At 68.1% G+C, this 15,381-nt stretch carries 18 protein-coding genes; 10 read left to right on the top strand and 8 right to left on the bottom strand.

From position 1 onward, the window contains the following. Positions 1-92: 92 nt before the first annotated feature. The 5 genes from ptsP (at position 93) to AC3WJT_RS04910 (ending at position 6,197) form a co-directional block, all read left to right on the top strand. Complete coding sequence (ptsP, locus tag AC3WJT_RS04930) at positions 93-2,357, top strand: phosphoenolpyruvate--protein phosphotransferase (RefSeq protein WP_492341949.1); 2,265 nt, start codon at positions 93-95, stop codon at positions 2,355-2,357. A gap of 145 nt (positions 2,358-2,502) precedes the next feature. Beyond that, positions 2,503-3,504, top strand: coding sequence for a helix-turn-helix domain-containing protein (locus AC3WJT_RS04925; protein WP_492341948.1), 1,002 nt, complete (start codon positions 2,503-2,505; stop codon positions 3,502-3,504). 57 nt (positions 3,505-3,561) lie between these two features. Further along, positions 3,562-4,704, top strand: a complete 1,143-nt coding sequence (gene ispG / locus AC3WJT_RS04920) for a flavodoxin-dependent (E)-4-hydroxy-3-methylbut-2-enyl-diphosphate synthase (protein WP_492341947.1) — start codon at positions 3,562-3,564, stop codon at positions 4,702-4,704. A gap of 131 nt (positions 4,705-4,835) precedes the next feature. Further along, positions 4,836-5,297, top strand: a complete 462-nt coding sequence (locus AC3WJT_RS04915; protein ID WP_492341946.1) for a hypothetical protein — start codon at positions 4,836-4,838, stop codon at positions 5,295-5,297. A 462-nt stretch (positions 5,298-5,759) separates the two neighbouring features. Further along, complete coding sequence (locus tag AC3WJT_RS04910) at positions 5,760-6,197, top strand: hypothetical protein (protein WP_492341945.1); 438 nt, start codon at positions 5,760-5,762, stop codon at positions 6,195-6,197. Between the two features lie 172 nt (positions 6,198-6,369). Here the strand turns inward: AC3WJT_RS04910 and AC3WJT_RS04905 are convergent, their stop codons facing one another. Further along, the gene (locus AC3WJT_RS04905; protein WP_492341944.1) at positions 6,370-7,443 is read right to left on the bottom strand and encodes a Zn-dependent alcohol dehydrogenase; all 1,074 of its coding nucleotides are present in this window, start codon (positions 7,441-7,443) and stop codon (positions 6,370-6,372) included. A 145-nt stretch (positions 7,444-7,588) separates the two neighbouring features. On the opposite strand from AC3WJT_RS04905, the gene AC3WJT_RS04900 reads away from it, so the two are divergent. Both AC3WJT_RS04900 and AC3WJT_RS04895 read left to right on the top strand, forming a co-directional pair. Then, on the top strand, positions 7,589-9,190 hold the full coding sequence (locus AC3WJT_RS04900; RefSeq protein WP_492341943.1) for a carboxylesterase/lipase family protein: 1,602 nt from the start codon (positions 7,589-7,591) through the stop codon (positions 9,188-9,190). Positions 9,191-9,275: 85 nt separating this feature from the next. Next, positions 9,276-9,896, top strand: a complete 621-nt coding sequence (locus AC3WJT_RS04895; RefSeq protein WP_492341942.1) for a TIGR02466 family protein — start codon at positions 9,276-9,278, stop codon at positions 9,894-9,896. 12 nt (positions 9,897-9,908) lie between these two features. Here the strand turns inward: AC3WJT_RS04895 and AC3WJT_RS04890 are convergent, their stop codons facing one another. Then, the gene (locus tag AC3WJT_RS04890; protein ID WP_492341941.1) at positions 9,909-10,538 is read right to left on the bottom strand and encodes a DUF998 domain-containing protein; all 630 of its coding nucleotides are present in this window, start codon (positions 10,536-10,538) and stop codon (positions 9,909-9,911) included. A 175-nt stretch (positions 10,539-10,713) separates the two neighbouring features. Here AC3WJT_RS04890 and AC3WJT_RS04885 point away from each other — a divergent pair, with 175 nt between their 5' ends. Next, positions 10,714-11,409 carry a hypothetical protein gene (locus tag AC3WJT_RS04885; protein WP_492341940.1) on the top strand — a complete coding sequence of 232 codons (696 nt, stop codon included), beginning with the start codon at positions 10,714-10,716 and terminating at the stop codon, positions 11,407-11,409. Positions 11,410-11,442: 33 nt separating this feature from the next. On the opposite strand, the gene AC3WJT_RS04880 is transcribed toward AC3WJT_RS04885, so the two are convergent. Genes AC3WJT_RS04880 through AC3WJT_RS04870 form a run of 3 tightly spaced genes read right to left on the bottom strand, consistent with a single transcriptional unit; the run spans position 11,443 to position 13,120 of the window. Then, positions 11,443-11,979 carry a hypothetical protein gene (locus AC3WJT_RS04880; RefSeq protein WP_492341939.1) on the bottom strand — a complete coding sequence of 179 codons (537 nt, stop codon included), beginning with the start codon at positions 11,977-11,979 and terminating at the stop codon, positions 11,443-11,445. A 9-nt stretch (positions 11,980-11,988) separates the two neighbouring features. Next, on the bottom strand, positions 11,989-12,771 hold the full coding sequence (locus AC3WJT_RS04875) for an SDR family oxidoreductase (RefSeq protein ID WP_492341938.1): 783 nt from the start codon (positions 12,769-12,771) through the stop codon (positions 11,989-11,991). Between the two features lie 25 nt (positions 12,772-12,796). Beyond that, on the bottom strand, positions 12,797-13,120 hold the full coding sequence (locus AC3WJT_RS04870) for an Mpo1-like protein (protein ID WP_492341937.1): 324 nt from the start codon (positions 13,118-13,120) through the stop codon (positions 12,797-12,799). Positions 13,121-13,236: 116 nt separating this feature from the next. Between AC3WJT_RS04870 and AC3WJT_RS04865 the strand changes: the two genes are divergently transcribed. Further along, entirely contained in the window at positions 13,237-13,446 is a 210-nt protein-coding gene (locus AC3WJT_RS04865) for a flagellar hook protein FlgE (protein WP_492341936.1), read from the top strand. On the opposite strand, the gene AC3WJT_RS04860 is transcribed toward AC3WJT_RS04865, so the two are convergent. Together AC3WJT_RS04860 and AC3WJT_RS04855 are read right to left on the bottom strand one after the other, a co-directional pair. Continuing rightward, positions 13,443-13,904 carry an SRPBCC family protein gene (locus tag AC3WJT_RS04860; RefSeq protein WP_492341935.1) on the bottom strand — a complete coding sequence of 154 codons (462 nt, stop codon included), beginning with the start codon at positions 13,902-13,904 and terminating at the stop codon, positions 13,443-13,445. The genes AC3WJT_RS04865 and AC3WJT_RS04860 overlap by 4 nt on opposite strands. Positions 13,905-13,916: 12 nt before the next feature. After that, positions 13,917-14,273, bottom strand: a complete 357-nt coding sequence (locus AC3WJT_RS04855) for an ArsR/SmtB family transcription factor (RefSeq protein WP_492341934.1) — start codon at positions 14,271-14,273, stop codon at positions 13,917-13,919. A gap of 229 nt (positions 14,274-14,502) precedes the next feature. Here AC3WJT_RS04855 and AC3WJT_RS04850 point away from each other — a divergent pair, with 229 nt between their 5' ends. Further along, a complete protein-coding gene (locus tag AC3WJT_RS04850; RefSeq protein WP_492341933.1) occupies positions 14,503-14,700 on the top strand; it encodes a hypothetical protein in 198 nt (65 codons plus the stop codon). A 6-nt stretch (positions 14,701-14,706) separates the two neighbouring features. Here AC3WJT_RS04850 and AC3WJT_RS04845 read toward each other — a convergent pair whose 3' ends face one another. Continuing rightward, a complete protein-coding gene (locus AC3WJT_RS04845) occupies positions 14,707-15,321 on the bottom strand; it encodes a hypothetical protein (protein WP_492341932.1) in 615 nt (204 codons plus the stop codon). Positions 15,322-15,381 lie beyond the last annotated feature (60 nt).

Below are 15,381 nucleotides of genomic sequence, written 5' to 3'. Positions count from 1 at the left end.
CGCCTGTTGACGCCGTTTGCCCGGTCGGGGTCACTGTTCCGCAGCGGAAATCTGCTATAGGCGCCGCTCAGGACGGGAGAACACCTACGCCGATGGTCGCGACGGGCCTTTCCATTCGTGGTCCACGCAGTCTGCTCCGGCAGATCCGCGAAGCCATGGCCGGCGGCGCGCCGGCCCAGGCCAAGCTGGACATGGTCGTGCAGATCATCGCCCGGTCGATGGTCGCCGAGGTCTGCTCGATCTATCTGCGCCGCGCCGGCGGCGAGCTGGAGCTGTTCGCCACCGAGGGCCTGTCGCGCGACGCCGTGCACGTCACCCGGCTGAAGACCGGCGAAGGTCTGGTCGGCGAAATCGTCCGGCTCGGCAGGCCGCTGAACCTCAGCGACGCCCCCAACCACCCGGCCTTCGCCTACCGGCCGGAAACCGGCGAAGATCCCTATCACTCCTTCCTCGGCGTGCCGCTGCTGCGCGGCGGCCGGCCGATCGGGGTTCTGGTCGTCCAGAACCGAACCGAACGCAGCTACGGCGAGGAAGAGGTCGAGGATCTGCAGATCATCGCCATGGTGCTGGCCGAAATGGTCGGCGCCGGCGAGCTCTTGAGCAACGAGGCGCTCAAGGACGTCGAGATCGCGCCGCACAAGCCCGAGCGGCTCAAGGGCGCCCGGTTCTCGGACGGCCTGGCCTACGGCACGGTGGTCCTGCACGACCATCCGGTGGCGCCCGAGCAGCTGCTCTCGGACGACTCCGCCGCCGAGGAGGTTCGCCTGGCCTCGGCCGTCGCGGCGCTGCAGAAGCAGATCGACGACATGCTCGAAGGCCACCACGGCCTTGTCGGCGCGCCTTATGAGGTGCTTGAGACCTACCGCATGTTCGCCCATGACCGCGGCTGGAACCGGTCCCTGGAAGAAGCGGTGCGCTCCGGCCTGACCGCCGAGGCGGCCGTCGAGCGGGTCCGCAGCGAGCACCGCGCCCGGCTCGGCCAGGCCCGGGACCCCTATCTGCGCGAACGGCTGCACGATCTGGAGGACCTGAACGACCGCCTGCTGCGCCACCTTTCGGGCGACGGCGTGGTGTCTCGGGAGCTGCCCGACGACGCCATCCTGGTGGCCCGGAACCTGGGCCCCGCCGATCTGCTGGAATACGATCGCACCCGGCTCAAGGGCCTGCTGCTCGAAGAAGGCTCGACCGCCAGCCACGCGGCGATCGTCGCCCGCGCGCTGGACATTCCGTGCGTCGGCCGCCTCGCCGGCCTGCGCGACAAGGTTTCGCAGGGCGACGCGGTGATCGTCGACGCCGAGACGGGCGAGGCGTTCCTGCGCCCCCGGCCTGACGTCGTGAAGGCGCTCAACAGCCGGCTGGAGGTGCGCGCCCAGCGCAAGGCCCAGTTCGCGAAGCTGCGCGACACCCCGGCCTTCACGAAGGACGGCTCAAAGGTCACCCTGCTGATGAACGCGGGTCTGGCCGTGGATCTCGACATCCTCGGCGAGACCGGGGCGGAGGGCATCGGCCTGTTCCGCACCGAGTTCCAGTTCATGGTCGCCGAGGACATGCCGCGCCTCGATGCGCAACGGGCGCTCTACGAAAAGGTGCTCGACGCCGCCGGCGACATGCCCGTGACCTTCCGCACGCTGGATCTGGGGGGCGACAAGCTGTTGCCCTACATGGAACTGGAGCGGGAAGAGAACCCTGCCCTCGGCTGGCGGGCCGTCCGCATGGGCCTGGACCGCCCCGCCCTGCTGCGGTTGCAGCTTCGCGCGCTGATCTGGGCCTCCCACGGCCGGCCGCTGCGGATCATGTTCCCGCTGGTGGCCAGCGTGGATGAGTTCCGCGCCGCGCGTGCGTTCGTCGACGCCGAGATCGCCTGGGCTCAGCGCCGGGGCCGCCCTGCGCCCTCGCGGCTGGACGTCGGGGCGATGATCGAGGCGCCCTCCCTGATCTGGCATCTGGACGCCCTGCTGCCGATGACCGACTTCGTTTCGGTCGGCACCAACGACCTGATGCAGTACCTGTTCGCCGCCGACCGCGGGAACCCGCGCGTGGCGGATCGCTATGACCCGCTGTCGCCGCCGGCGCTGCGCGCCCTGAAGCAGATCCAGGACGCCTGTGCCGAAACGGGAACGCCTGTCTCAGTCTGTGGTGAAATGGCCGGCCGGCCGCTGGAGGCCTTCACCCTCGTCGCCCTCGGCTTCGACCGCCTGTCGATGCCGCCCGCGGGTATCGGCCCCGTGAAGCAGATGGTGCTTTCCTGCGACCGGGAAGCCGCCAGACGCGGTGTGGAGTCCCTGATCAGGGGCACCTCCGGATCGGTCCGCAACGAGATCGAGACTCTGGCCCGGAAATTGTATGTCGCTGTGTGACGGTTAACCAGCAGCGACGGATTACCACATTGAATTCCGGGCGTTATTTTGTTATCCACAACCCAGCGTTAAGACTTCCCCGTGTAGGGGAAAATGGATGCGCCGCGCTCCCGCGTGGCGCGAGTAAGTGGGGGCGTCGGTAGCCATGCCGCTCGATTCTGGCGGGGTTACGCAACTGTACCGTTCCGGGGATATGGAGTCGGTCGACCACTACGGGCCGACCGAGGAGCCTTCCCTGCACTACGGACCTGACATCGGAGCGGCGCTGAAGGCGGCGCGGGAATTCCGCGGCCTGTCGCTGCAGGACGTCTCGGACGCCACGCGCATCCGTCGCACCTATCTGGCTGCGGTCGAGGACATGCGGCTGGACGAGCTGCCGTCGCGGCCGTTCACGCTCGGCTACATCAAGGCCTACGCCAAACATCTGGATCTCGACCCCGAAGAGGCGGTCGCCCGGTTCAAGGACTCCTCGCCCGATCCCGACGAGCCGCTGCGCGCGCCGGTCGGCGTCCGTCGCGAGCGTGATCCCCGGATGGGCATGATCCTGGCGGTCGGCGTGCTGATCGTCTCGGCGATCGTGCTCTGGAACATCGCCCAGCGCGCCATCAGTGAAGAAGCGCCGCCGCCGCCGACCGCGCCCGAAAGCGTGGCCGGCGCCCTTCCCGTCAATCCGACCGGCACGATGCCGCTCGGCGCGCCGCTGCCCGCCCCCGTCGAGGCCTCGACGCCCGAGGTCTACAAGACGCCCGGGCTGGAAGCCGCCGCCGCCGCTGACGGCTCGGCCGACGCCGTCGCCGCCGCCGCGAAGATCCGCAAGGACGCCGAAGCCGCGGCCGCCGCCAACGCACCGCCGCCCGTTTCGCCGGGCACGCCGTTCGTCGCCCGCGGGCCGATCCACGGCGCCGACGCCGGCGCCTCGCTGGTCACGCTGCAGGCCCGCAAGCCCACCACGCTGATCGTTCGCGGTCCCGACGGCTCGGTCTATTTCGCCCGCGCCCTGCCGGCCGGCGAAGCCTACCGCGCGCCCAACATCAAGGGCCTTGCGGTGGAGACGGGCGACCCGGCCGCAATGGACGTCTATGTCGGCGGCAAGCTGAAGGGCGCCATGACGGCCCCGACCGCCACGGTGTCCTCGCTCGCGGGCTGACGAAGTTTCCATGACGGGGTTGGGAAACGGCCCGCGCGGGCTTACCTTGACGGTCGCATGAGCCACGACGATCACACCCACCTCCGCCCCTGGCGGCACATCGACCGGCGCAAGTCCCGCCAGATTCACGTCGGGAAGGTGCCCGTCGGCGGCGACGCGCCGATCACCGTCCAGTCGATGACCAACACGCTGACCGCCGACGCGGCCGCGACCATCGACCAGATCCGTCAGCTCGAGGAGGCCGGCGCGGACATCGTCCGCGTCTCCTGTCCGGACGTAGAGTCGACCGCGGCCCTCTCGGCCATCGTCAAGGCCTCCAAGGTCCCGATCGTCGCGGACATCCACTTCCACTACAAACGTGGCATCGAGGCCGCCAAGGCCGGCGCTGCCTGCCTGCGGATCAATCCCGGCAACATCGGCAGCCCGGATCGCGTGCGCGAGGTCATCCAGGCGGCCCGTGACCACGGCTGTTCCATGCGCATCGGCGTCAACGCCGGCTCGCTGGAGCGCGAGCTGCTGGAGAAGTACGGCGAGCCCTGCCCCGATGCGATGGTCGAGAGTGCGCTGAGCCACGCCCGCATCCTGCAGGACCACGACTTCCACGAGTTCAAGATCAGCGTGAAGGCCTCGGACATCTTCATGACCGTGGCCGCCTATCACCAGCTGTCCGAAGCCATCGACTGCCCGCTGCACCTGGGGATCACCGAAGCCGGCGCGCTGCGCACCGGAACGGTCAAGTCCGCCATCGGCATGGGCAGCCTGCTCTGGGCCGGGATCGGCGACACCATCCGGGTCAGCCTGGCGGCCGATCCTGTCGAGGAGATCAAGGTCGGGTTCGACCTGCTCAAGTCGCTCGGCCTGCGCCACCGCGGGGTCAACATCATCGCCTGCCCGTCCTGCGCGCGGCAGGGGTTCAATGTGATCAAGACGGTCGAGGCGCTGGAGAGCCGGCTGGCGCACATCTCCACGCCGCTGTCGCTGTCGATCATCGGCTGTGTGGTCAACGGCCCGGGCGAGGCCTTGATGACCGACATCGGCTTCACCGGCGGCGGCAAGGGCTCAGGCATGGTCTACATGGCCGGCAAGCCGGACCATAAAATGGACAACGAGCAGATGGTCGACCACATCGTCGAACTCGTCGAGGCCCGCGCGGCGCAGATCGACGCCGAGGCATTGGCGAATCTTCAGGCCGCCGAGTAGCCGCCGCGACGTCTGGTCGCGCTGAAAATCCTCAAATCGGGTAGGTTGGCGTTTGGAATTTCAACGGGTTGCCTCCTAGAACGCTGGTACTGGTTACTAGCCAGTCACACTGATTCGTGGAGATCGTCGCCGTGCCCAACCGTAGCGACAAGCGCCGTGATCGCCTCGCCCTCAGGGCGTCGACCACCTACTTCCTCAACTCGGTGGACCTGATGGCCCGCATGGTCGGCGGCGACATTCTGCGTGGCGTGATCTTCACCGCCATCGTCGACGCCAATACCCGCCACATCCGGCCGTCGGGGGTCGAGGGCCAGACCTATTCGGAAGCCACCGATCAGGTCCCCGACGAGATTCGCCGGCCGATCAGCGTCCATGCCCTCGCTCTGGAACTCGACATTCCCTACGAGACCACACGGCGGCACGTGAACGCCCTGATCTCGGAAGGCTACTGCAAGCGGACCGAGACGGGCGTCCTGGTCCCGGCGGAAGTCATCGCCCGTGAGCCGATGACCATGGCGCTTCGTCGCAACTTCGAGAACCTGCGCCGCCTGATCGGCGACCTGCGCGACGGCGGCGTCGAATTCGCCCTCTAGAGCATTTGCCGGCGCAGTAGCGCCCCCCGGCTCCGGAAGAAGCCGGGAGGCGCCCGTCGGCGGCCTATCGGGGGGGGGGGCAGGCGGCCGCCGTCGTTCTGTTTGCGCCGGGTCAGACAGGCGCGGGGCGTGCTTCGTCGACCAGCATAGCGGACGCTTCAGCAGCCCCGGAGACCATGGCGCCGGCGCCTCTTGCCCTGCGGCGAAGCCGGTCCATTTCATTTCGGATGATCGTAGTCCCGCCCGTCCACTCCGACGCGGACCCCGAGCGTTGCACCAGGTCGACCGCTTCCGGTCGCCCTTTCGCTGCACGTATCTGTTTCACCTTTTCGCGCCTTCCGCGCCCGCTCCGCAGCAAGGATAGGTCGACAAACGCCCGATGGCAGGCGCTTAATACCCAAATTGGGGAATGGGCGACCACCCGAAACCGAGCAGGGCCGGACGCGATCCGGGGAGGAAGCCTTGGCCTCTGAACGTGAAACGGCGGCGGCAAGTCCGGGGGACGATTTCGCCATTGCCGCCCGGCTGGCCGGTGAGTTCTTCGTCCGCGGCGTCGAGATCGTCGCCCGTGCTCATGGCGGCGACCTCCTGCGGGGGATCATTTTCACCGCGATCGCCGTCGCCAATGGCGAAGCCGCGCCGGTCTCCGGCGGCGGACCGCGCCGGCCCGTCAGTGTGATGTCGATCGCGCATTCCATCGGCGTGCCCTACGAAACCACCCGCCGCTATGTGAACATGCTGGTGGCGGACGGCCTCTGCGTCCGCGATGGACGTCGCGGCGTGCTGATTCCCGAAACCGCCCTGCTGCGGCCCGAGATGGAGGTCGCCTACCGGGAGACCTTCGCCAGCATCAACCGCCTGGCCTCCGCGCTCCGCCGCATCAACTACGCGCCGCAATAGCCGGACAGGGAGGCGGTTCGGCTATCCTCTCCCGCGGGGCAGGACGCCACGCCGGCCTCGGGGACATGTACCAAAGGTACGTGTCCCCTAAACCCGCAGCCTATCGATTGGGGGACACGCACCTGCGGTACATGTCCCCGGCGCTGACCGTCCCGGCCGGCGTGTTCGCGTCCTAGTCGAACACGATGACCGAACGGGCCAGTTCGCCGCGCTTCAGTTCCTCAAAGGCGTCGTTGACCTGCTCCAGCTTGATCCGCTGGCCGATCATCTCGTCGAGCTTGAGCTTTCCGGACATGTAGAAGTCCACCAGCCGCGGCATGTCGACCGGGAAGCGGTTGGAGCCCATCAGCGAGCCCTGGATGCGCTTCTCGCCGAGGAAGTCGGCGCCGTGCAGCTCGATCATCGTGCCTACCGGGATCATGCCGATCACGTTGCAGGTGCCGCCGCGGGCCAGCATCTTGAAGGCCTGCTCGGTGGTCTTCTTCAGGCCGATTGCCTCGAAACTGTGGTCGACGCCGCCCTTGGTCAGTTCCATCACGGCCTTGACCGGGTCCTCCTGGCTGGCGTCGATCACGTCGGTCGCGCCGAAGTGCTTGGCCAGGTTCAGTTTGGACGCGTGCATGTCGATGGCGATGATCCGGCCGGCGCCGGCGATCGCCGCGCCGTTGACCGCCGCCAGACCCACGCCGCCGCAGCCGATGACCGCCACGGTCTCGCCGGCCCGGACGCTGGAGGTCTGCACCACCGCGCCGACGCCGGTGGTCACCGAACAGCCGATCAGGGCCGCGCGGTCGAACGGCATGTCCTTGCGGATCGCGACGCAGGCGTGCTCGTGGATCAGCATCTGCTCGGCGAACGACGACAGGTTGAGGAACTGGTTCAGGCCGTTGCCCAGGCGCGGCTCGTCGTCCTTGGCGCGGCGCACGTCGCCGCTGACGCAGCGGGCCATATGGCCGGTGACGCAGTGATTGCAGTGGCCGCAGAACGCCGACAGGCAGGTGATGACATGGTCGCCCACCTTCACGGTGCGCACTTCAGAGCCGATGGCCTCGACGATGCCGGCGCTCTCGTGGCCGAGCACGGCCGGCAGCGGATGGGGATAGGAGCCTTCGACGAAGTGAAGGTCTGAATGGCAGACGCCTGCCGCCTTTGTGCGGATCAGGACCTCGTGCGGGCCCGGCTTGTTGATCGAGATGGTTTCGATCTGAAGCGGCTTGCCCACTTCGCGAAGGACCGCAGCCCGCATGGTGTTTCTCCCCTGATTTGGTTGCCGGTGAGGTTATCGCCGTTCACCGGTCCAGCGAAAGGCCTGCCGAACGGTAACAGGGGAAGAATCTCGACCTTCGGGGCCGCTTCCGATACCCATGGTTAACGGGCGCAGGAGTGAAGCGATGGAAGAGCGGTCTGACATCTCTAGGCGGGGCCTTCTGGGCCTGACGGCGTCGGTCGCGGCCCTCGCCCATCCCGCGCTGGCCGCCGAACCGCAGCCGGTTCCGCGGATCCTGTTCACCGGCCTCGACGCCGGCAAGGGCGTCACGGCCTACAAGGGCATTCCCTACGCAAAGCCGCCGGTGGGCCCGCTGCGTTTCGCGCCGCCCGAGCGTGTCGGCTTCCCGCTGGACAAGCGCGCCTGGACCAAGTTCGGCCCGCCGGCGATCCAGAACCCGACCCCCTCATCGGTCAATCCGACCTCGGAACTGGGCCGGGCGCTGCAGACCATCTTCCCGACCGCCGCCGAAGTCGCCGCCCAGAGCGAGGACTGCCTCTATCTGAACGTCTGGACCAACGCCAAACAGCCGGAAACCGGCCGCCCGGTTATGGTCTGGCTGCACGGCGGCGGCTTCTCCACCGGCTCCGGCGCCTGGCCGATCTATGACGGCGCGAACCTCGCCGCCGAAGACGTCGTGGTGGTGACGCTGAACCACCGCCTGAGCGTGTTCGGCTATGCCGACCTGCCGGAAGTCGCCAGTTCCGGCAACGCCGGGATGCTCGACATCGTCGCCGCGCTCGAATGGGTGCGGGACTACATCTATCTGTTCGGCGGCGACCCCTGCAACGTGACCATCTTCGGCGAGTCCGGGGGCGGCGCGAAGGTCAGCTACCTGCTGGCCATGCCGCGCGCACTGGGCCTGTTCCACCGGGCGATCATCGAAAGCGGACCAGGCGTGAAGGCGGTTCCCGCCGACCGGGCGGCCGCCCTAACGGCCGACCTCTATGCGGAACTCGGGATCACGCGAGGCGACATCAAGGCGCTGCGGGCGGTTCCCGCCGAACGCCTCGTAGCCGCCGCCGCCGCCGCCGAGAGCCGGCAGCCGGTCGCCGGCTTTGACCGCACCGGCTTCGCGCCGGTGGTCGATGGCCGGATCCTGCCGGCCCAGCCCTGGGACCCGGCAGCGCCCGAGACGGCGAAGAACATCCCGGTGATGATCGGCATCAACCGCGACGAGATGACCCTGTTCATGGCCTCGGCGCCCTGGTTCGGCCAGCTGGACGACGCCGGTCTGCAGAAGATGGCGGCCGCAATTCTCGGTCCGAAGGCGCCGGCGGTCCTGGCCGCGCTGCGCAAGGACTTCCCGAACGACTCCCCGACCTACCTGGCGACGCATCTGGTGACCTATGGCCGGATGTTCGCCGGCTCGGTGCAGATCGCCGAGCGCAAGGCGGCCCAGGGCGGAGCGAAGGCCTACATGTACCTGCTCGAGTGGGGCACGCCGGTCGGGCCGTTCCGCGCCACCCACACCCTCGAGATCCCGCTGGTGTTCGACAACGTCGACAAGGCCCGCGTGCTGGTCGGCGAAGGCCCCGAGCCGCAGGTTCTGGCCAAGCAGATGAGTGCGGCCTGGGTCGCCTTCGCCCGCACCGGCCATCCGAATACGCCTCTGGTCCCGTTCTGGCCGTTCTACGAAGCGGAGAAGCGGTCGGTCATGGTGTTCAACATCAAGAGCCGCGTGGTCGAGGACCCCTATGCCGCGACGCGCAAGGCCGTGAGCTGATTGTGTCCTTCGCGCCCCGGACCCGATCCGGGGCTCATGCCACGCGTGCTTTGACAGCCGCCGTGGCCCGGCATAACGGCAAGCCATGACCAGCCGCGCCCTCTTCGTCACCCGACTGCATGAAGCCAGCCTCGCCGCCGACAAGGGTTTCGACGCCCTGAACGGCGATCTTGAAGACGCCTGCCTGATGCTGGCGGCCGAGGACCAGGCCGGCCGCGCCTGGTGCAAGGCCAACGCCTACCCCGGCTACACCTCCTACGCCTCGCTCAACGACCTGCCGCAGCGGGTCACGGCCTTCGCCGATCTGAAGAAGCGCCTCGACAAACAGGCCGCCGCCTTCGCCGTCGACCTGGCGTTCGACCTCAAGGGCCGGCGGCTGGTGATGGACAGCCTGTGGGTCAACGTCCTGAAACCGGGCGGGGCTCACACCAGCCACATCCATCCCCACAGCGTGATCAGCGGGACCTACTATGTCGTCACGCCGCCCGGCGCCTCGGCGCTGAAGCTGGAGGATCCCCGGCTGCCGATGATGATGGCCGCGCCGTCGCGCATGAAGAAAGCGCCGGAGGACCTGCAGACCTTCGTCTACGTCACTCCGGCGCCCGGGACCGTTCTCATGTGGGAGAGCTGGCTGCGGCACGAGGTGCCGGCCAACGGCGCCAGAAGCAACCGCATCTCCGTGAGTTTCAACTACGCCTGGGCGTAGTCGACGCCCGTTCTAGTAGGCGCTGGAACGCTTGCGTTCCCTGGCCGCCACCGCAGCCGGGATCGACAGGAAGGCCGAGACCATCCACAGCGTCGTGGCCAGGATCAGGCCACGCTGCCAGAGACCGGCGTCGGCCGCCTTGACGAGGTTCAAGCCGCCGACGTTCATCAGCAGCGCCAGAAGGACTCCCCCGGCGAGGAAGCTGACGACCGCCAGGGTCTTGGCGCCGGAGACTTCGCTGCGATCACCGAGCGACAGGAAGGCCAGCAGCGGGGCCGCGATGCCGGCGTAGCCGAGGTGATAAGCGCCGTGCAGCGCCGACGGCATCGGATGCAGGCCCGCGATCACGAACGACGCGCCGAACAGGCCGATCGCCACGGCGGTCAGCAGCGGCATCACGACTCCGACGCCCAGCTTGCGCATGCCGAGGAAGAAGCCGAGGCCGCCCACGATGATCGCGCCGCCCGCGGCCATCATGCCGTAGTTGAACAGCGTCGCCGCGGGAGCGCCGGCCTGGCCGAGCTCGCTGACCTGCTGGGTCATGTGGTTGTAGCCGGGTGTCATGAAACCGCCCACGGCGATGGCGGCATAGAATGCGAGAGGACCAAGGGCCCCGAGACGCAGCAGCAATGAGGCTAGCATCGTGGCCTCCCCCTTATTGTTTTTACCTTCGAGGACGCTCGCAGTCCGCGGACCCGGCGTCAACGAGATGCCCGCCGTGGGTGAACAGCGGCTGACAGATCTCTACCGGGAAAGGTTCAGCCAGACCGGTGTTCTCTGGGCGCCAGAGGGGCTTGGCCCTCGTTGGGAGGCTACTATGAACAAGGTTTCGCTTGGTATCGCCGGGGCGGCTGCCGCCCTCATCACCCTCGCCGCTCCGGCCATGGCGAGCGCCGCGGAAATCAACTGTCCGGCGTCTCAGGTCCGGCGCGAGATCACCACGCCGCTGCCGGGCGGCTGGTGGAACACCCCGATCGTCAACTCGCTGACCAACACCGCGGTGGTCAACATCGGCGGGTCTCCGGCCCTGCAGTGCCTGTACGGCCCAGCCGGCAGCATCCAACGCAACGCGCCCGCCGGCATGGCCTGCACCGCCCGGCCCGGCGGCTTCAGCTGCCATCCGCTGGGCCCGCCGCCCCCGCCGCCGACTCCGCCGACCTTCTCGACCGGCGGCGTGGAGCTGCCGCAGACCTACCTGGTCAACTTCGACAACGGCGCGGTCGGCGGCGGCGGCGGTTCCGACCTGTGGTTCCAGGCGGCCACGCCGGCGATGATGTTCCTGACCCCCCGGAACGGCGCGATGATGGCTGTGGGCGACCGCAGCAACCGCGGGTTCGCCGGCTGCAGCACGGCCAGCTTCAGCACGGCCCGCGTGCCGCTGCTGGCGGTGCCGGTCGGCAGCTACGTCTGCATGAAGACCAACACCGGCCGCATCAGCCAGTTCAGGGTCAACGGGATCAACCCCGGCTACCCGAAGGTTCTGCAGCTCGGCTACACCACCTGGGGCTTCTAGGGACCCCGGAGCGCCCTCCCTTCGGGGAGGGCGTTACGCTTCCGCTTCCCGCGCACCCAGCAGACGCAACAGGCGCGGCCAGACCTGGAAGAAGGACGACAGGAACCCGACCACCGTCGCCACGCCCTGGAACACCGCCCAGACGGTCTCCATCAGGGGGTTGGCGAACATCAGCCCGGCCAGTCTGAACAGCGCCTGGCTGATCTGGATGCGGAACTGCGCGTAAACGGCCGAGTACTCGATCGAGGCCTGGCCGATCCAGGCGGCCGTGATCGCGCCCAGCACCGGCCCCCAGAGCAGCGGCAGGAACATCAGCACCGCCAGCACCAGCACGACCAGCCGCGTGGCCACCGTCTCGCGACCGTTGAGCAGGGTCACGACCATCACCGCCACGACAGCCAGCGTCAGGGCGACGAAGGCCACGGGCAGGATCAGATCGGCGACCTCGACCAGCCGGATTTTCGCCAGCGCGCTGCCCGCCAGGATGCCGAGCACCGCCACCACGAAGCTGATCAACCAGGCGGCGCCGTACTGGCCGAGCCGCTTGCGAATGAGCGCGCCGTTGAACATGACCGCCTCCTACATCGACGCGACGGCGTAGGAGACCCCGCCGTCGACCGCGATGGTGATGCCCACGCAGTAGTCGCCGGCGCGGGACGCCAGATAGATCGCCGCGCCCTGCATGTCCTCGTCCGTGCCGATCCGGCGCGACGGAATGCGCGCGGCGACAGCCTCGGCCTGGTCACGGGCGACGGTGTTCATCTCCGAGGCGAACGCGCCCGGCGCGATGGCCGTGACGACGATGTTGTCCTCGATCAGCCGGCCGGCCATGCGGCGGGTCAGATGGATCAGCCCCGACTTGCTGGCCTGGTAGCTGTAGGTCTCCTGCGGATTGGGCCGGATGCCGTCGATCGAGGCGATGTTGATCACCTTGGCCGGCCGCTCATGGCTGGCCGACGCGCGCAGCGCGGGCGCCAGCGCCTGGGTCAGGAAGAACGGCGACTTGAGGTTCAGGTTCATCACCTTGTCCCAGCCGGCTTCGGGGAAGCTGTCGAACTCGGCCAGCCAGGCGGCACCGGCGTTGTTGACGAGGATGTCGAGGCTGGTCTCGTACTTGCCGTAGGCCTGGGCCAGCAGATTGCAGCCCTCGACCGTCGAGACATCCTGCGGCAGCGAGATGCAGACCCCGCCGCCCGCCGACAGCTCCGCCGCCGTGGCGTCGCAGGCGCCGGCCTTGCGCGAGGAGATGTAGACCCGCGCACCGGCGGCGATGAAGCCCGCGGCGATCATCTTGCCGATGCCGCGCGAGCCGCCGGTGATCAGGGCCGTGCGGCCCTTTAGGGAGAAGAGGTCGGTGCTCATGGATCTGTCCTGTGGTGTGAGGGCGCTACCAGCGCCGCTTGCCGGTGACCGTCTCGAAGAACAGGCGGAAATCGCCCATCAGGCTCCAGAGCGGATATTTGAAGGTGGCGGGGGTGTTCTTCTCGAAGACGAAATGGCCGACCCAGGCGAAGCCGTAGCCGATCAGCGGCATGGCCGCGAACCACCAGGGATTGCGGGTCGCCAGCGCGGTGACGAAGGCGGCGATGACCAGGCCGGTTCCCACCACGTGGATTCGCCGGCAGGTGCGGTTCGAATGCTCGTGGATGTAGAACGGATAGAAGGCCTCGAACGAGGCATAGCGACCGGTCGCGGGGTCTGGCTGGCTCATGGCGCGAAAGGTGCGCGAGGGCCGCGGTCATGGCAAGCGGGCCGTTCACCATCCCTGCCGACGGACCGTTAAGCGCGACGGCGTAGTCTGGCGGCTCGCCAACGGGAGAACCCGCCATGCAGGCCCTGCCCATCGCCGCCGCCGGCCTCAACGACGCCGCCGCCCGCTTCGACGCCAGCGCCCGCCGGACGGCCGCCGCGCCGCTGGAAAACCCGGTTCGTGACGTGGTCGACCGCGTCGAGGCCAAGGCCGCCATCAGCGCCAATGCGGCGGTGATCCGCGCGGCCGATGAAATGACCGGGCGTCTGCTGGACATGCTGGCCTAGGCCTGCCGCTCCAGCTCCTCGCCCAGCCGCGCCATCAGCCCTTCGGTGCCTTCGATCCGGCCGTCGACATTGCCGTCCAGGTAGACGCCCTGTTCGGTGAAGACCAGGCGCGTGCCTTTGCCCTCCGGCTGGAACTCCACCGTCGACAACGACGAGGAGAGCGGCGCGCCGCCGAGGGTCATGGCGTAGGCGTAGATCACCCGCTCGTTCGGAACGACGTCCAGGTAGAGGCTGTCGTTGGTGATGATTACCTCCGCGCCGGGCGGGCTGAAGCGGCTGGACTCCGCCTTGCCGACGCCGGGTTCGCCGCCGCTGTGCGCGTGGAGCGTCCAGTCGTGGACCCGGAAGAACCAGCGCTTTCGGGCGTCCGGATCCGTGAAGGCGTGGAACACCCGCGCGGGCGGGGCGTCATAGACCCGCTCGACGCAGAAGGTGGCGTGGGTCAGGGCGGAGGGCATGATCGGCGTCCTTCAGACTTCGTCGGCGGGCTTTGTGGCCGCCAGATACTCGCCCAGCCGGTCAAGCTGTTGCTCGACGGCGATGCGGCGGGCGTTGATCCATTTCTCGGCCTGGGTCAGCACGGTGGTGTCGAGCGTGCAGGTCCGCACCCGGCCGACCTTCTGGCTCGTCACCAGCCCGGCGGCTTCAAGCACCGCGATGTGCTGGCCGACGGCGGCCAGGCTCATGGGCAGCGGCTCGGCCAACTGGCTGACCGACGCGGGGCCGATCGTCAGGCGCTCCAGCATGCTGCGCCGCGCGGGATCCGCGAGCGCCTGGAACACCGCATCGAGTGGCGGCTGAGCGGGACGGGGCTGATGCTGAAGCATTTCCTTTAGTATCTCGTGGCGGATCGCGGCGCAAGCCATAACTAAAGGACGCGCTTTAGCGACGAGACGGGGCGGAAGTCCCGCAAATGTCCCGTGATATCCCCGGAGTATTGGTATCGGGAGTCTCGCTGCTCGCTGGCGGAACAGTGGTCTCTGTGAGGCGTTCATGACGGACCGGAAGCGCATCGCCGCCGGTCAGCGCCGAGGCGCACATCCGGAAGGACACCCCATGGCCAATCGCAGCCCCTCGCTGATGCTGACCGCCCCCTCGACGCCGCTGTTCCTGGTGGCCGTCGTTCTGGCCCTGGCCGCCGCCATCGCCCACTACGGCAACGTCGGCATCCCGCTGATCAGCGCCAATGTCATCGAGACGCTGTTGCTGGCGTTCGGCGTCCTGACCGCCGGCGTTTTGATGCGCGGGGCGTAGGCGCGCTCAGCGCGCCGTCGCCAACCAGTCGATCACCATGGCCTCGTAGTCTGCGTATGGGATGTTGATCGGGTCGAACCCGGCAGCCACTGCGATGCGGGGCAGATCCCCGCGGAATCGGCCCCAGGCATCCACCGCGGAGACAGGTCCGGCGATCTTGCGGCCCGACACGTTGCGCAGCCAGGTTCGAACCTCGCCGACAGCGACGCCGGCATCGCCCCGATGGCTCTTGGGGTCCATGCCTGCGAGATCGGAAATGAACTTCTGGTACCGATAGGGCTCCACGTCCAAGATCAGGGTGCGCTTTCGCTTCTGCTCTGAATCGCCAAACCGCTTCGCCCCGAGAAACAATCCCAGTTCGAGCGGCATGTTGAAGCGGGGAAGCTGATTGTCGTCGTCAAGCTCGGTTCGCGACAGATCGTGGACGCCGTAACGGCACTGTTCGATGATGTCGTTCAACTTCTCGATGCGGACACCGTCGTCCAGCTCGCGAGCGCATCTGGGGGTGAAGCCGCAGAAACGCACGGCAAATATCAGCGCCTGAAATATCTCGGCATAGTGGGGGTCGAACGGGCAATTGATGAAGACCTGATCGGTCGATCGCTCAGAGCCGTCGCTCAAACCTGCTGTTCCGCAAGCACTTTCCGGACGGCGTCACGAATCCGACGGGCCCGCTCGGCT

It is taken from the genome of Caulobacter sp. FW305-C-30-S16 (genome assembly GCF_058783025.1).
Note: the sequence above shows the minus strand (reverse complement) of the source record. Positions and strands in the feature narration are given on the sequence as shown.

Bases quoted from the DNA above. Each gene is read 5' to 3' on its own strand.
- ptsP (WP_492341949.1), top strand. From the start codon at position 93: ATGGTCGCGACGGGCCTTTCCATTCGTGGTCCACGCAGTCTGCTCCGG.
- AC3WJT_RS04925 (WP_492341948.1), top strand. From the start codon at position 2,503: ATGCCGCTCGATTCTGGCGGGGTTACGCAACTGTACCGTTCCGGGGAT.
- ispG (WP_492341947.1), top strand. From the start codon at position 3,562: ATGAGCCACGACGATCACACCCACCTCCGCCCCTGGCGGCACATCGAC.
- AC3WJT_RS04905 (WP_492341944.1), bottom strand. From the start codon at position 7,443: ATGCGGGCTGCGGTCCTTCGCGAAGTGGGCAAGCCGCTTCAGATCGAA.
- AC3WJT_RS04900 (WP_492341943.1), top strand. From the start codon at position 7,589: ATGGAAGAGCGGTCTGACATCTCTAGGCGGGGCCTTCTGGGCCTGACG.
- AC3WJT_RS04895 (WP_492341942.1), top strand. From the start codon at position 9,276: ATGACCAGCCGCGCCCTCTTCGTCACCCGACTGCATGAAGCCAGCCTC.
- AC3WJT_RS04890 (WP_492341941.1), bottom strand. From the start codon at position 10,538: ATGCTAGCCTCATTGCTGCTGCGTCTCGGGGCCCTTGGTCCTCTCGCA.
- AC3WJT_RS04885 (WP_492341940.1), top strand. From the start codon at position 10,714: ATGAACAAGGTTTCGCTTGGTATCGCCGGGGCGGCTGCCGCCCTCATC.
- AC3WJT_RS04880 (WP_492341939.1), bottom strand. From the start codon at position 11,979: ATGTTCAACGGCGCGCTCATTCGCAAGCGGCTCGGCCAGTACGGCGCC.
- AC3WJT_RS04875 (WP_492341938.1), bottom strand. From the start codon at position 12,771: ATGAGCACCGACCTCTTCTCCCTAAAGGGCCGCACGGCCCTGATCACC.
- AC3WJT_RS04870 (WP_492341937.1), bottom strand. From the start codon at position 13,120: ATGAGCCAGCCAGACCCCGCGACCGGTCGCTATGCCTCGTTCGAGGCC.
- AC3WJT_RS04865 (WP_492341936.1), top strand. From the start codon at position 13,237: ATGCAGGCCCTGCCCATCGCCGCCGCCGGCCTCAACGACGCCGCCGCC.
- AC3WJT_RS04860 (WP_492341935.1), bottom strand. From the start codon at position 13,904: ATGCCCTCCGCCCTGACCCACGCCACCTTCTGCGTCGAGCGGGTCTAT.
- AC3WJT_RS04855 (WP_492341934.1), bottom strand. From the start codon at position 14,273: ATGCTTCAGCATCAGCCCCGTCCCGCTCAGCCGCCACTCGATGCGGTG.
- AC3WJT_RS04850 (WP_492341933.1), top strand. From the start codon at position 14,503: ATGGCCAATCGCAGCCCCTCGCTGATGCTGACCGCCCCCTCGACGCCG.